The following is a 14,742-nucleotide window of genomic DNA, read 5'->3' as shown; positions in this document are numbered from 1 at the left end:
CTTACATTTCTACAATGTGGTACAACAAGGAGGAATTATCATTATGCAGTTGAACATCTTGGAACATGCGGATCAGGCAGGCTTGGAGGCGGCCCGCGCTTGCGAGGCGATTCTCCGCGATACAATCGCGGAGAAAGGAAAAGCGCGCATCGTCCTGTCGACGGGCGCATCGCAGTTTGAGTTTTTGTCGCACTTCGTGAAGCTGGATCTGGAATGGGAACGAATCGAAATGTTCCATTTGGACGAATATATCGCGCTGCCGGAATCTCATCCGGCGAGCTTTCGCAAGTACTTGAAGGAGCGCTTCCTGAAATATGCGAGCGTCGGCCAAGCCTGGCTCATCAACGGGGAGGGCGATCCCGAGGAAACGGTGAAGCGGCTGAACGAGGAAATCGTCAAAGCGCCCGTGGATTTGGCCCTAATCGGGATCGGGGAGAATGCGCATATTGCCTTTAATGATCCGCCGGCCGATTTTGATAACGATTCGCCTTATACGATCGTGAATCTCAGCGATACCTGCAAGAGCCAGCAGGTAAGGGAAGGCTGGTTTGCATCGAATGAGGAAGTGCCCGAACAGGCGATTACGATGACGGTCAAGCAGATTATGAAGAGCCGCCATATCGTATCGGTCGTGCCTCATCAGGCGAAAGCGGCAGCCATTCAGAATACGATGCAAGGCGGGGTCGATAACCGGGTGCCGGCCACCATCCTGAAGACGCACCCCAGCTGGATGCTGTTTCTGGATAAAGCATCGGCAGCGCCGATATATCAATGGGCTTAGGCAGGGGGCACCTATGATGTGGCGTGGAAAGCTCCCGCACACCGGCGAGCCGGTTGAGGTAGAGTCTTCAGACGGACGGATCGCGGCTATACGACGGTTAGATCAGGGGGATAAGACGGCGGTACTGCCCTGGATCAGCAGCGGCTGGATCGATGTGCAGGTCAACGGCTTCGGTGGATACGATTTGAATGGAACCGTGACGTCGCAAAGCGACATTGAAGGCGTGACGAGGGCGCTGCATCGGTGCGGGGTCGCCGCATACTTGCCGACGGTCATCACGGGGAGCTACGACCGGATGCGTCAAGCATTCAGCGGGTTGTCCCGGTATGTCCGATCCGGGGAGTTCGGAAGTGCCTCGATTGTCGGCATTCATATGGAAGGCCCCTATCTTTCCGATGAAGACGGCAGTCGCGGGGCGCATCCGAGGGAGTATATCCGGAATCCGGATTGGGATGAGTTTCAGCGGCTGCAGGATGCGGCCGACGGGCTTATCCGGATGGTGACCCTCGCGCCGGAGCGCGAAGGCTCGTTTCCATTTATAGAGAAGGTTGTCAAGGCAGGTGTTATCGTCGCGATCGGGCATACGATGGCAACCGGCGAGCAGATCGATCGAGCGGTGCAGGCAGGTGCAACGGTTTCGACGCATCTGGGGAACGGCTCACAGCCCGTTTTGCCGCGCCACCCCAACTATATCTGGCACCAGCTGGCGGACGACCGGTTATGGGCCACCTTTATACCGGACGGCCACCATCTGGCGCCCCCTGTGCTGAAAGCGATGCTGCGGGCGAAACGGGACAAAGCGGTGCTTGTCAGCGATGCCGTCATGTTCGGCGGCATGGCCCCGGGACGGTACAGCAGTCTCATCGGAGGCGAAGTCGAGCTGACGGCGGACGGACGTCTGCATACGGTAGCAAATCCGGCGATACTGGCCGGATCCGCTTCTTCGCTGGACGTTGGCATTGCAAATGCGATTTGCTATACGGATATGACGCTGGCGGAAGCGGTAAGCGCGGTCACGGTCCGCCCGGCTATGGTATTGGATATGCCGCAGTTGGGCGGGCTTGCGACCGGGAACCCGGCGAACCTGACGCTGTTCGAATGCGATACAGACGGATCGGGTATGGTGGTCCGGGAGACCGTTGTAGCGGGCGAGACGGTGTACGGTCCTGTTTGATGAACTAACACAAAAAAAACCATCCTAATGCGAGCGTTCATTACGCCAGCTCGCACGGGGATGGTTTTTCTTTTGATGTTATTTTTCGATATGCTCCACGAACCAGCGGACGATATGACTCAAGCGTTTGACTCGCAGATGCGGATGACCGCTGCGGGACAGGTTATGATCCGCGCCCGGGAAGCGGATGAGCTGCGTCTTCCTGCCGAGCTTCTTCAAGGCGATGAACAGCTGCTCCCCTTGCTCGATCGGGCAGCGGAGGTCCTGCTCCCCGTGCAGGATCAAGAGCGGGGTGTTCACGTTCTTCACGTAAGCGAGCGGAGAGTGCTTCCACAGCTTGTCGAGATTGTCCCAAGGATTGCCCCAGATTTGATCCTGGGTAAAGGTATAGCCGATATCGCTGACGCCGTAGAAGGAGATCCAGTTCGAGATCGAGCGCTGCGTGACCGCTGCCTGGAACCGGTCGGTATGGCCGACGATCCAGTTGGTCATGAAGCCGCCGTAGCTTCCGCCGGTGACGCCAAGGCGAGAGGCATCGACGAAGTCATAGGTCTCCACCACGTAATCCACGGCTTCCATCAGATCCTGGTAATCGCGACCGCCGTAATCCCCGCGGACGGTGTTGACGTGAACCTGCCCATATCCGTGCCCGCCGCGCGGATTCGTATAGAATACTGCATAACCGGCTGCGGCCAGCAACTGGAATTCATGCATGAAGGTGTGCGCGTACATCGCCTGCGGTCCCCCGTGGATTTCCAGCACTGCCGGCACCTTGGTGCCTTCCTTGAATTCGGCAGGCTTCATGATCCAGCCCTGGATCGGCCATCCGTCAGAGGTGCGGAAGGTGAATGACTCCGGCGTGCTGAGGTTAAGCTCATCCCCCAGCTCCTCATTGCAGTTCGTCAGACGGTGTTCCTCGTTGCTGCCTGTAGTGAAGCTGAACAGATCGCCCGGCTGCAGCGGGTCGGCAGCGGCAAATACCACGTTCTCTTCCGGTGTCAGTGCGAATTGGTACACCTCGCGTTCACCTGCCACCACCAGCTCGAAGGAGGAGCCGTCCAAGGCAAAACGTCCAATATGGACGCCCCCATCCTGGCTGAGCTGGACGTAAACCGATCGGCCGTCCTTGCTGAAAAGGGGAGGCGTTCCCGCTCCGGCTCTCATGTCGCTGACCGCGGCGTGCCCGAGCTGAACGTCCATGTCCGTGAAGAGGACGCGGGCTTCTCCGCCCGAGAGCGGAACCAGGTGGATTTTGGTCAGCGTGGCAAATCCGCAGCTGAGATCGCTGGCAAGCATGAGTACATGCTGCCCGTCCGGGGTGAACGCAATGGAGCCGATCGAGAGGGTTCCGTCCGTGATTTCGGTTACCGATCCGCTGGACAGGTCCATGACAAACACATCGTTCGTCAAGCGAAGATCCGGGTCCGGGAACTGCTCCGTGGCTAGGGTGCTGCTGTATGCGATGCTGCCGCCGTCGGGTGACCAGGCAAAGGCATATACGTCAAAATCGCCTTCGGTGATTGGTTGGGATTCTTCCGTAGCCGGATTCACGATATATAGATGATGTCGGCGGTCATTCCATAATCCGGGGCCATCGGCTTTATATTTAATGCGGTTAATGATTTTTTCTTCCGGCAGTTTGTGCTTGTCGTCATTGTATTTCTCTTCGCTTTCGGTAGATTCAGCCGCTTCGGCTTCGCTCCGAACCAGCAGTAGTGAACTGTCCGGCGACCATTTAAATGCGCTGACGCCGTGCTTCAGGTCGGTAGCGGGACGGGCTTCCCCTCCGTTGGCAGGCATGATCCATACCTGTGGCTTATCGCCCTTTTTACGCAAGAAGGCAAGCTCAGACCCGTCGGGGGACCAAGCAGGTGCTGCATCGGCTTCGCCGGAAGTGAAGGGAATATCCTGATCGCCCCCTGCGGGAAGCAGGCGGATATGGGAACGGTAACCGTCGTGCTTTTCGCTGACGGACTTATGTACATAGGCTATAGCCCCGCTTGCGGGGGATACGACAGGGTCATTCACCCAGTGTATCCGGTACAAATCCTCGGGCGTTATAAGTCGCTTATCAGTCATGAATCATCCTCCTAATCTTCTTGTGTGAGTTAAACCTCATTATCCCAGATAATGGCATGGAAATCTAGATAAAATAAAGGGGAAGGATGTGAACGTTTCGATCCAAATGCTAGTAAAACAGAGGAGGATTTACAATAATTCTAGGCTGTATTCGAGGATTTGGAGACAGAGAAGAGCTTGTTATTCTTCAACTGGTCAATTTATGACATGAACCGTACCCGAGAATCTCGATAGGTGTCCCCTTCTCTTTTTGTTATAATTGAGATAGACTCTCAATTAGGAGTATGCAAATAAGACCAACTATATATAGCTCGGGAGGAAATCAGATATGAACGTAAGTGAAGCAATCCGCACGCGCCGCAGCCTTGGCAAGGTCAAGCCTGACGCCGTACCGCAGGAGTTGATCGAACAGATTGTCGAAGCAGGAACCTGGGCGCCGAACCACAAGCTGACGGAGCCGTGGAAATTCTTTGTCATGCAAGGAGAAGGCCGCGACGTGCTCGGCAATGCCCTGGGGGATATTCAGGTGGCCGGCGGCGACGATACGAGCGAAGAGGCCGTGAACGCAGCGCGCGAATCGGGACGTACGAAGGCGTACCGCGCTCCGGTCGTCATCGGTGTGGCGGTTGAGCCGTCGACGGATCCGAAGGTGATTGAGCTGGAAGAGTACGGAGCGGTATTCGCGGGCATCCAGAACATGCTGCTGCAAATTCATGAGTTGGGTCTCGGCGCCGTGTGGAGAACCGGCGAGCCGTGTTTCCATGCGCTGATGAACCAAGCGTTCGGATTGAAGCCTGACGATAAAATGCTGGGTTTCCTGTACATCGGATATCCGGACATGGAGCCGAAGCAGGGGAAACGTCAACCGGCCGCGAACAAGACGGTATGGCTGAATAGTGCTGCAGACCTGTAGTTGATCTATCCCCGGCCGCAAAAATCCGGTATAATGGACCCTAAGTTTATCGAAGGGTGCTGGGCATCCGGGGGATTGACACTAGGGGAGTGTACATGGATGAAATTTCGGTTTAAACAGTGGGATCTGGGGAGCAAATTTATTTTTATCGCAACCTGTCTGGCGATAGCCTCGTTCTTTTTTAAATGGCTGGATATCGGCGTGGCTGCGGAGAACGGCTTTATGCAGGGCGGCGTGTTGTTCATCGTATGTTTCATTTATCCGTTTTTGAAAGTGGTTCGCGAGAAGAAGATGAACAAGCTGATTGCCTACGCTTTTGCGCTGGTCGCTATTTTCCTGACCATGATGTACGTGTCGTCCAAGACCATTGATTTTTTTGGAGAGACGATCAGAGGGGCGGCCGCTGGACCGTATCTGTTTCTGGCGGCATGCGGGCTGCTGACCTTCGGTATTTTTAGACGCAAGGTTTAAAACGATAGGTTGCATGCAAATGCCGTAACGATTAATAAAGGGCCGTCCTATGAGCAGCATGCTGCTCATAGGACGGCCCTTTTTGGCGATGAATGATGGGATTAGTTAAAAAATGTCCGCAGCCCTCGCAAGGGGAGTAACGTTGAGCGGGATACTGGGATTTTGATATACTGGAGAAAGCGGCTATATTTCCGCTGCATTACATATAACAGGAGGGATTTCAGAATGGCCAATCAAACTTTTACCGATGGACCTACTTTGAATGACGGCGTAAAAATGCCGTGGCTGGGCCTTGGCGTATGGAAGACCAAAGAAGGCGAAGAGGTTATTCAGTCCGTAAAATCAGCAATCGCTGCAGGGTACCGCAGCATCGATACCGCTGCCATCTACGGCAATGAAGAGGGCGTAGGGCAAGCCATTCGCGAATCCGGAGTTTCGCGGGACGAGCTGTTCATCACCACCAAGGTATGGAACGATGACCAGGGTTATGAGAAGACGCTGCAAGCTTTTGAGACGAGCCGCAAGAAGCTGGGGCTGGATATCGTTGATTTATATCTCGTGCACTGGCCGGGTAAAGATAAATACCTCGAGACGTGGAAGGCATTGATTCATCTGCAAAAAGAAGGCCTCGTTCGTTCCATCGGCGTCAGCAATTTCCAAATCCGCCACCTGCAGCATATCATTGAGGATACCGGCGTGGTACCTGTCGTCAACCAAGTGGAATTGCATCCGCTGCTTTCCCAGAAGGAACTGCTGGGCTATGCACGCGAGAATCATATCGTTCTGGAAGCGTGGAGTCCGTTGATGCAGGGCAACCTCGATCAACCGGCGCTGGCGCAGATCGCGGAGAAATACGGAAAAACCACGGCGCAAGTCATTCTGCGCTGGGACATTCAGAACGGCGTCATCGTCATTCCGAAATCGATTAAAGATCATCGGATCCGTGAAAACGCCGGCATTTTCGATTTCGAGCTTTCCGCAGAAGATATGGCGGCCATTGACGGCTTGAACCAAAACAAACGTTTCGGCTCCAACCCGGATGAATTCCTGTTCTGAATTTCGTTTTCATATAAAAAAGCGAGCACCAACCCTGAGTGAGGGAAGTGCTCGCTTTTTTTTGCGTATTCAATAGCAGGTGGAAAGCCCCTTGGCATTATCGTCATTCCTGGTCGTCCTCCGGAAGCAACGGCTCGCCCATCGTGCCGAGCTTCCCTTGCACCAGGTCCTCGTGCAGCCTTCTTAACCAGTTCAGGTCGGTCTTGGCGTGCTCATACATTCCGATCATCAGGTGCTGCGTGCTGCGGGGGACGATATGCTGGTGCTCTACGTATAGTTGATACGCCTGATTCACCCGGTGTTCGGCTTCCCGGATCCGGGTCTGCAGGATCGGGGCCAGAACGGCGGGGTCTGCGTGGCGAGAGAAGGGCAGCGCCATATACAGCGGGTGGTGCACGGGCTCGATGTCCCTGAATTTCTTGAGCAGCAGCTGTTCAAAAAGCTTGCGTCCGGATTCCGTGATCCGGTAGATGGTTTTATCCGGACGGCTGTCGCTTTGGATGGTTTCCACGGCTTCGATATATCCTTCCTCGGCGAGCCGGTCTACCGCGTAATAGAGGGAGCCCATCTGGAGCTTGGTATATTGATCCATGCCCCGGTCCTTCATCTTGATCCGGATCTCGTAGGGATGATGGTCTCCTTCCAGCAGCAAGCCCAGGATGGCCAGCTTCATGGACATGCCATCAGGCTCCCTTGGCCTTGGAGGGAACGGTCACCCGTTCGTTGCCCATCATAAGGACGAACACGAGAGCCAGTATCGCCGGCACAAGCGCCCACATGAACGTGTTCGCGATGGAATCGGCCAATGAAGCCGTGATCTGTTCGCGCACGTTCGGTGGAAGCTGCCCCATCACTTCAGGTGAAAGGACGGCATCCGCGTTTAACTCGGCACCGGCCGGCGCGTTTCCTCCGGCTTCCGCGAGCCGATTGTTCAGGCCGTTGCGCTGGATGATCCCGAAGATCGTAATCCCCACCGTCATGCCGAAGGAGCGCAGGAAGGAGTTCGTCGATGTTGCCGCGCCGCGCTGTCTGGCATCAAAGTTATGGATGGAGGCCATGCTGAGCGTGGAGAACGAGAACCCGACGCCAAAGCCGGTCAGGACCATGAAGAGCGTTAACAGGTAGCGCGGCGTATCCGGACTGATCGTGCTCAGGCAGAAAATGCCTGTGATAAAGCACAAGACGGACAGGATCATGATGTTTCTAAACGAAGTCCGGGTCGTCAGCATACCGCCACCTTGGCTCCCGAATACGCTGCCGAGCATCATCGGCATCAGAATGAGGCCCGAATTGGTTGCCGATCCACCGTACACTCCGCTGACGAAGATCGGGATGTAGATGGTGGCCACGATAAACGTTGCTCCATAGAACAAGGCAACGATATTGCTTGAAGCAAACAGGCGTTTACGGAACATTTGGAATGAAATAATGGGTTCGGCTGCTCGGGTCTCTGCGAACAGAAACACGATAAACAAAGCAATGAATCCCCCGAACAAGCCCAGAATTTGCGGTGAATCCCATGCATAGGTTTGCCCGCCCAGCTCCAGACCGAACATCAGACAGATGATCGCGCCTACAAGCGTTGCAGCCCCCGTCCAGTCAATCTTTTGCTTGGCATGGGAACGGGACTCCTTGTAGGACGTCATAATGAAGATGAAGGACACGATTCCGATCGGAACGTTGACATAGAATATCCATTCCCAGCCGATGCTGTCGGTAATAAAAGCACCCAGCAGCGGTCCCATGATGCTGGAGGTGCCGAATACGGCGCCGAGCAGACCTGTCATTTTACCGCGCTTCTCCGGCGGGAACAGGTCAAACACGATGGTAAACGCAATCGGCATAAGAGCACCGCCGCCGATTCCTTGAATCGCCCGGTAAATAATAAGCTCTGTCATATTATTCGCCATCCCGCAGAGGGCAGAACCAATCAGGAAGACAACCAGTCCGAATATAAAGAACCGCTTCCGTCCGTACATATCGGACAGCTTGCCGAATATCGGCGTGCCGGCCATTACGGCAACCATGTAGATCGAGGTTACCCAGACGACTTGGTCGAAGCCCTGAAGATCGCGGATAATCGTCGATAACGCGGTCGCTACAATCGTGTTATCGATGGCGGCCATGAAGATGCCGAGCAGCAGACCAGCCACGACCAATTTGATGTTGCTTTGTTGTGCATTCATGTTAAGGATACTCCTTTTCCTTATTCAACTATGTACATATTATTCAAATTTGAATAATCAAGTGGTTATATTGTAGCCGGATTAACAGAAGTTGGCAAGATGTTGAATGCAAGGCCTGTCTCTACATTTTGCACAAGAAAAAACAAGGTCAACCCTGTATACGGGATGACCTTGAGATTATCGGGCGACAGCCGCCGGAATGTCGTTGCAATCAATACCCTTGTCGGCAGATTCGTTTTGGGAAGCGGCTGCGTGGTACGGAAATTTTTCAGCTCTGCATGTTTCGTGAGGTACGATGCGCGATAATGAAACGGCGATCAAACGGACGCTTGTTTCCACTGGGGCCTCGGGTGAGGTATGACAGAGATTCGGCTGTCGATGGTCGCGTCTAACAGTTCATCTGGGGCGATTCCGGATCCAGCTGCATGAATTCGATCCGGTTGCCGTTCGGGTCCCTGGCCCAGCACTGCCAGTTGAAGTCTTTTCCTTGAACCGGCTCAACGTCCAGCTTCACGCCCTGCTTGCGAAGATGCTCCGCGATGCGCTCGATGTCTTCCACCTCAAGGCAGAGATGGGAGAATCCGACGGGCCGCTCTACACGGGCCGGTTTATTTTGTCCGCCGTAAAACAGCTCGATAAACTGACCATCACACACCTTAATGTACTCGATCCACGGTTCGCCCTGATCATTGGGAATATCAAAAGCGCGGGTAAAACCAAGCACATTACAGTAAAAATGCAGGGATTTCTCCATATCGGCAACATCGAACGCCAGATGGGCAATTCCTTTAATCATGACGGCATTCCTCCTCGGTATGCATCAAAGCATGAGATAAGATGTCTCTTATGTCCATTGTAACGCATTCTGTATACGCTTTCATATTTATTTGCGGGATCGGAAAAATAAAACCGGAATGCTGATTGAGCCGATCCGTCATGTAATGTAAAGCCTACCATCGTTATGCCGTCTTGGGATGTCAAAAACCCGAGGCCTGCGATAACAGGCTTCGGGTTTGGGGACATCGACGTGCGCTTGCGGTACGACAATTCATTCAGACAGGTATCATCATGCTGCGCAGGAATGGCAAAAGCTGCGATAATGGTTGTATTCATGATTCCAGAAACCGCTATGTTTCACCTAACAGCTTTAAATCGAGCTATTTAGTATAACGAATTGCCCCTAGCGCCTGTGATGCACCGGGACTTCTTTGCGCCCCTGTTTCATGGGTGCCTGGCATAATGGACAGGCTTTGCTCTCCCGATCCCTTGTGTTAACAGGGATACGTGCGTTGACTCGCTGCCAGCCCTTGCAATTAGGGCCGGAGCACAGCCATACGTCGACGGTCTCCGTTGCAGCGGGAGCAGCCGGAGACTGCGGCTTGGGAGCAGAACTCGACCCTGTCCGTGAACCTGAACCGAAACGTTGGCTCATCTGGTTAACGGCGCTCCCGGTCCTTCGTCCGGCAGAAGCGGAAGGCGATGAAGGCTTGGCCGAGGTTTCTATGCGGATCGTACGTTGCGCCGTAAAGGCTGTACGGGCCGTTGACCCTGCTCCCTTGTTCGGTATGCTGTTGCCCTGTTTGCTCTGTTCATCCGTGAGGAACACGTCCCGGAAGAAGCGGGAAACCTCCGCTTTCCGTCCGCGATAAAAGCCCGGGGAGCTGATCACCAGTTCATCCCGTGCTCTGGTGATGGCAACATAAGCCAATCTGCGTTCCTCTTCCAGCGCATCCAAGGCCTTATCCTCTTTGTCCGACAGCGGGCGCTGATCGTCCCTGCGCTCGGCGTCCAAAGCGGACGTATGCGGCAGAATGCCCTCGCTCGCTCCGATCAGGCACACCGAGGGAAATTCCAGCCCCTTGGATTTATGGATAGTCATTAAGCGGACGGCATCGGCATGCTCATCCCGTTTCATAGCCGCCATTTCCTTATGGATGATGATCAGCCGGTCGACAAATCCGACGAATTCAGCGATATCGCCAAAGCGCTTCGCGGAAGCCTCCAGTTCATCCAGCCCCTCTTGAATGAATTCCTTATGAAGGGTGATCTCCTGCCGCTCGTCGGCCTCCAGGAATTTATCATAGAATTGCCGTCTCATTTCCTGCACGGCCTGAAGGGGCTCCATCGCCTTCAGGCTCTTGATGAGCTTGGAGCGTTCCCTTATATTCTCGATCTGGAAATCCTTCAGCCCGGGGAAGGAGAGGAGGTGCGACAGAGGGCCTTTTTTGGGCCGCGGAGCATCCTGCTGCCGGATGAAAGCCATGCCCTTGTCGCGGTTGATGTACAGCGTATGAAGCATGCCCTCCATCGCCGTGAAATTGCGCCGGTCCAGCGACAGCCGCAGATGATCCATGAGCGGCTTGACGATCCACTGCTCGTAGAACAGATCCCCGTTCTCATAATGAATGAACGGAATTTCCCGCATCACGAGCTGCTCGAAGATCGCCCGGCTGTTGTTTGCGGTGCGATATAGAATGGCGTGGTCGCGGTACTGCTTCCCGTGCTCCCGGACCTGCTCGGTGATATGGGACAGCAGCAGCTCCGCTTCTTGATCGGGATCGCCGGGTCGAAGGTAGAGCGGCACGCTGCTGCTCTTGCGGGTCGACCGCAGCTGCTTGGGGCGCCGCCGTTCATTGACGCGGATAATTTCGTTCCCCAGGCCGACGATCGAGGAGAGGGAGCGGTAATTGATATCGAGCGTCACGACCTTAGCCCCGGGAAACGTCTGGTCGAATTCCAGGATGAATTCGTTGCGCGCCCCGTTGAAGCCGTATATGGTCTGGTCATCGTCACCTACAACCATTAAATTGCGGTGCGGGGCGACGATTTTCTTGAGCAGCTCATAAGGCAGCAGTCCCGTATCCTGAAACTCGTCGACCATGACATAACGGTACCGCCTCTGAAGGGAGGCGAGCAGTCCGGAATCATGGGACAGCAGACGATAGGAGAAGACCAGAATGTCGTCGAAATCCATCTGGCCATGCTCTTCCTTCCATTTTTCATACCGGGCAAAAATCTGCCGCTGTTCAACCTCGGCAGGCGTTTTGACAGGCAGCTCGTCAAGTCCGGTCATACTCATCCGGTGGGCGGACCACAGCGATAGCAGCGTCTCGGCTTCATAGCTGTCCTGCAAGCCCATTTCCCGCAGGATGCGCTTCATGATAAATTGCTGATGCCTGGCGTTGCTCAGGATTTCCTGCTTGTAGCCGCGGGTTCGCAGCAAGTACAGGAAGAAGGAATGGAAGGTTCTTGCCGTTACCTTGGCGGTTTCGCTGGACCTCAAGCCGGGAAGCGCCATGATGCGCTCCTTCATCTCGGCCGCCGCCTTGGAGGAGAAGGTGACAAGCAGGATGGAAGACGGATCCACGTGCTTGGTAGCAATGAGGTAGCCTGTCCGGCTGACCAGCACGGAGGTTTTGCCGGAGCCTGCGCCGGCAAGCGTAAGCAGCGGTCCTTGCGTATGTCGTACGGCCTGGATCTGGGCGCGGTTCAGCAGCAGTCCCTGGGATTCCAAGCCGCGAAAAAAAGCCGCATCCGGCGCGTCATCGCGGATCAGGTCCCGGCTGTTCTCGAGGGAAGCCAGCTTCGCAAACGGAATATCCTGACGCTCACCGCCGTACGGGCGTTTATAAAAGGGTATGGATGTCATGAAATTCACCAATCATTTCGTATTTCGTTTATCGTCTTACCAGTTTAACGGATTCTCGGAAGTCTGGCAAAGTGCAGGATATGGGTAAGCGCATGGGCGAAGCTCTTATGATTCATGGCATGAATTATCGTTCATGAGGGTTATGACGATAAGCTTTACTCCCAACTTGATAGAGGGAGAAGGTGTTATATTAAGTAGGAATGTTCAAGAGTACCCATAATCCATGTAGAAGGAGGGATGTCATGCTGGTTGTTATTGCTTTGCTGCAGCTCATCATGATCGGCATTTTGCTGAACATCAACAGCAAGCTGAAACCGCGCGATTATATTGCTGACGCGATGGAGAGGGACCGCCGAATCCGGGAGGAGCGGGAAAAAAAGCAGCAAATGGAGCAATGGTCACACGAGTCAAGCACAGGCAGCAGGGATCATTCATGACCTGAATCTTTTATATGACTAATGAAAAATCCCGGACTTGCCATGAAGGAAGAAGTCCGGGATATCCGCGCCCTAATAGTCATCTTGTATAACGTGCGCATCGATCCCTGTCGCACGGAGCGTGGCCGTTGGAGGGCCGTCGGCCCTCATTTCATGTTAGCCAGCCAGTTGTAGTATACGGCACTCACCTTCGACCATTACTCGAACCAATTCCACAGCCGCACTTCCCCGACCCGCAGATCGTGGACCCAGGATACCTCGCGCAAGGTCAGCAGCTCTTTGACAGGGCCGGTAATGACGGCACCATAGAGGCGAACGCCGTTCTGTTCCACGTAAGCTAAGGAAGCGTCCAGGTCAATGAAGGGAGCCACCCGTTCGGCAATCAGGTCATACTCCTGCAGAAGCCGCAGCGATTTGAGGAAGTGCTCATTCCGCAGCTCCCCGTCCCCGTAGGTGTCTACAGAAGGGTAATGTCCGCCACTGAGGGTGGTCTTGCTAAACCATCCGGTTTTTTGCTCCTGATAAGAGGTCACTGTCAAATCGTCATGATGCCAGACGGGATAAGAAGGAAAGCCGACAGGATGGGAGATTACGCCGTCTCCGTCGCCGAATCGATCATCCGGCCCTGTATCGACGGCAAACCAGACGGCCTCCATATTCCGGTTCTCGAACTGCTTCAGCAGTTCGTCGGTCGTGAAGAAACGGTTAAACGATACGTAAGCCTCAGCCACGGTGCCTTCGGGAAGCTTTTCGAGCCTGGACCAATCACCGCTCTTTGCAGAGGAGGTGCTAGCGTTTTGCTCTTTTGACTGCTCGTTGGGTTCTTCTTGATTCGCGGAAGAAGTCTCCGCAGAGCTATCCGGCCGGTAGAAAATCTGCGATGAACCCGAGCTGCCATTCTTCCAATCCGTATCGACGGAGGGCAGTCCGAACAGGAAGTTGACAGTGTATTCGCCGACGGTCACGCGTTCACTCCCGACTCGCTTGACCATATCCCCGTACATTTCCTGCATGAAGAAGGCTTTACCCTGACTGCTTAGCGAGACATCGATATTAGGTTTCGAGATCGAGATGGCGGAAGCGATGGCATCCCGATATTTATCGTTGCGGCTGGGGTCGCCGACCCCGTAAAACAGCGCCGTAATGATCGAGCTGATGACGAATATCGCCAGAAACGCCGATATCACCGTCAACGTATTGGAGATTCGGGCCCGCCATTTGCCCCGGCGAACGATTCGCTTTTCTTTCTTGGGCGTTAGGCCGGCCTGACCGTCAGCGGCATGCGGGGGTCTGGCATCGCTCGAACGCTCGCTATCCATCATCTCGTTCACGTAAGCCTGGTATTCCTCCAGCTTCTCCATTTCCCGTTCGATTTCGTTTTTTTCCTCGTCACTCAGCTTGCCATCCGCATAGTCCTTCAGCCGCTGCCTGAATTCTTCGCTCATAAATTCCCGTCCTTTCGTTTCATGTCCCGCAGCCGCTGCCTGGCCCGAAATAACGTGATCTTGATATGGGATAAGGTAATGCCCATAATATCCGCCGCCTCCTGGTAAGTGAATTGATGAAAATCGACCAGGAGCACCGCTTGCCGCTGCTTCTCCGGAATATCGGCGAGCATCCGTCCGAGTTCTCTGTGGACTTCTTGCTGGAGCAGGATGTTCTCGGGCGTATTCCGGTCTATCATCTGATCGAAAAATTCTGCGTCCTGGACGATGCTGCGGCTCGCCTTGCGCTGATAGTCCACGTAAGCGTTATGGGCTACCCGAAACAGCCATGGCTTGATTCGTTCTTCCTTCCAATCCTCGAGATACAAATAAGCCCGGTAAAAGGTTTCCTGCACCAGGTCCTCGGCCGTATGGTGATCGTAAGAGAGGGAGTACAAGTAACGATACACGTCTTTCACGTAATATTGATAAATCGATTCCAGACTGTTCAGTTTCATGTCCTCCCCTCTATGTAACACACGTATAACCAGGGCATAAAGTTACAGTTAGGC

13 protein-coding genes are annotated in these 14,742 nt (G+C 54.3%); 6 read left to right on the top strand and 7 right to left on the bottom strand.

The window, feature by feature from the left end; translation table 11 throughout:
* Nucleotides 1-43 precede the first annotated feature (43 nt).
* Together BMX45_RS13360 and BMX45_RS13355 are read left to right on the top strand one after the other, a co-directional pair.
* Nucleotides 44-781, top strand: a complete 738-nt coding sequence (locus BMX45_RS13360; RefSeq protein WP_090910085.1) for a glucosamine-6-phosphate deaminase — start codon at nt 44-46, stop codon at nt 779-781.
* A gap of 16 nt (nt 782-797) precedes the next feature.
* A complete protein-coding gene (locus tag BMX45_RS13355; protein ID WP_254778063.1) occupies nt 798-1,955 on the top strand; it encodes an N-acetylglucosamine-6-phosphate deacetylase in 1,158 nt (385 codons plus the stop codon).
* 78 nt (nt 1,956-2,033) lie between these two features.
* Here BMX45_RS13355 and BMX45_RS13350 read toward each other — a convergent pair whose 3' ends face one another.
* A complete protein-coding gene (locus BMX45_RS13350) occupies nt 2,034-4,034 on the bottom strand; it encodes a S9 family peptidase (RefSeq protein ID WP_090910083.1) in 2,001 nt (666 codons plus the stop codon).
* 328 nt (nt 4,035-4,362) lie between these two features.
* Between BMX45_RS13350 and BMX45_RS13345 the strand changes: the two genes are divergently transcribed.
* From BMX45_RS13345 to BMX45_RS13335, 3 genes are all read left to right on the top strand, one after another.
* Nucleotides 4,363-4,947 carry a nitroreductase family protein gene (locus tag BMX45_RS13345; RefSeq protein ID WP_012818767.1) on the top strand — a complete coding sequence of 195 codons (585 nt, stop codon included), beginning with the start codon at nt 4,363-4,365 and terminating at the stop codon, nt 4,945-4,947.
* A gap of 99 nt (nt 4,948-5,046) precedes the next feature.
* On the top strand, nt 5,047-5,418 hold the full coding sequence (locus BMX45_RS13340) for a hypothetical protein (protein ID WP_012818768.1): 372 nt from the start codon (nt 5,047-5,049) through the stop codon (nt 5,416-5,418).
* A 225-nt stretch (nt 5,419-5,643) separates the two neighbouring features.
* Nucleotides 5,644-6,474, top strand: a complete 831-nt coding sequence (locus tag BMX45_RS13335) for an aldo/keto reductase (RefSeq protein ID WP_009594154.1) — start codon at nt 5,644-5,646, stop codon at nt 6,472-6,474.
* A 103-nt stretch (nt 6,475-6,577) separates the two neighbouring features.
* On the opposite strand, the gene BMX45_RS13330 is transcribed toward BMX45_RS13335, so the two are convergent.
* The 4 genes from BMX45_RS13330 to BMX45_RS13310 form a co-directional block, all read right to left on the bottom strand.
* Nucleotides 6,578-7,153: a PadR family transcriptional regulator gene (locus tag BMX45_RS13330; protein WP_090910082.1), complete on the bottom strand. Its 576-nt coding sequence runs from the start codon at nt 7,151-7,153 to the stop codon at nt 6,578-6,580.
* 4 nt (nt 7,154-7,157) lie between these two features.
* Nucleotides 7,158-8,660, bottom strand: a complete 1,503-nt coding sequence (locus tag BMX45_RS13325) for an MDR family MFS transporter (protein ID WP_090910081.1) — start codon at nt 8,658-8,660, stop codon at nt 7,158-7,160.
* Between the two features lie 388 nt (nt 8,661-9,048).
* Nucleotides 9,049-9,456, bottom strand: a complete 408-nt coding sequence (locus BMX45_RS13320; RefSeq protein WP_090910080.1) for a VOC family protein — start codon at nt 9,454-9,456, stop codon at nt 9,049-9,051.
* A gap of 384 nt (nt 9,457-9,840) precedes the next feature.
* Nucleotides 9,841-12,309, bottom strand: a complete 2,469-nt coding sequence (locus BMX45_RS13310; RefSeq protein WP_090910078.1) for a UvrD-helicase domain-containing protein — start codon at nt 12,307-12,309, stop codon at nt 9,841-9,843.
* 242 nt (nt 12,310-12,551) lie between these two features.
* Between BMX45_RS13310 and BMX45_RS13305 the strand changes: the two genes are divergently transcribed.
* Complete coding sequence (locus BMX45_RS13305; protein WP_090910077.1) at nt 12,552-12,746, top strand: hypothetical protein; 195 nt, start codon at nt 12,552-12,554, stop codon at nt 12,744-12,746.
* Nucleotides 12,747-12,943: 197 nt separating this feature from the next.
* On the opposite strand, the gene BMX45_RS13300 is transcribed toward BMX45_RS13305, so the two are convergent.
* Nucleotides 12,944-14,191 (bottom strand): anti-sigma factor, encoded by a 1,248-nt coding sequence (locus BMX45_RS13300; RefSeq protein WP_090910076.1) that lies wholly within the window; start codon nt 14,189-14,191, stop codon nt 12,944-12,946.
* A complete protein-coding gene (locus BMX45_RS13295) occupies nt 14,188-14,688 on the bottom strand; it encodes a sigma-70 family RNA polymerase sigma factor (protein WP_090910075.1) in 501 nt (166 codons plus the stop codon). The genes BMX45_RS13300 and BMX45_RS13295 overlap by 4 nt, the downstream gene beginning before the upstream one ends.
* Nucleotides 14,689-14,742 lie beyond the last annotated feature (54 nt).

The organism is Paenibacillus sp. cl141a (assembly GCF_900109305.1).
GTDB classification, from domain to species: Bacteria; Bacillota; Bacilli; order Paenibacillales; family Paenibacillaceae; genus Paenibacillus_AQ; species Paenibacillus_AQ lautus_A.
Note: the sequence above shows the minus strand (reverse complement) of the source record. Positions and strands in the feature narration are given on the sequence as shown.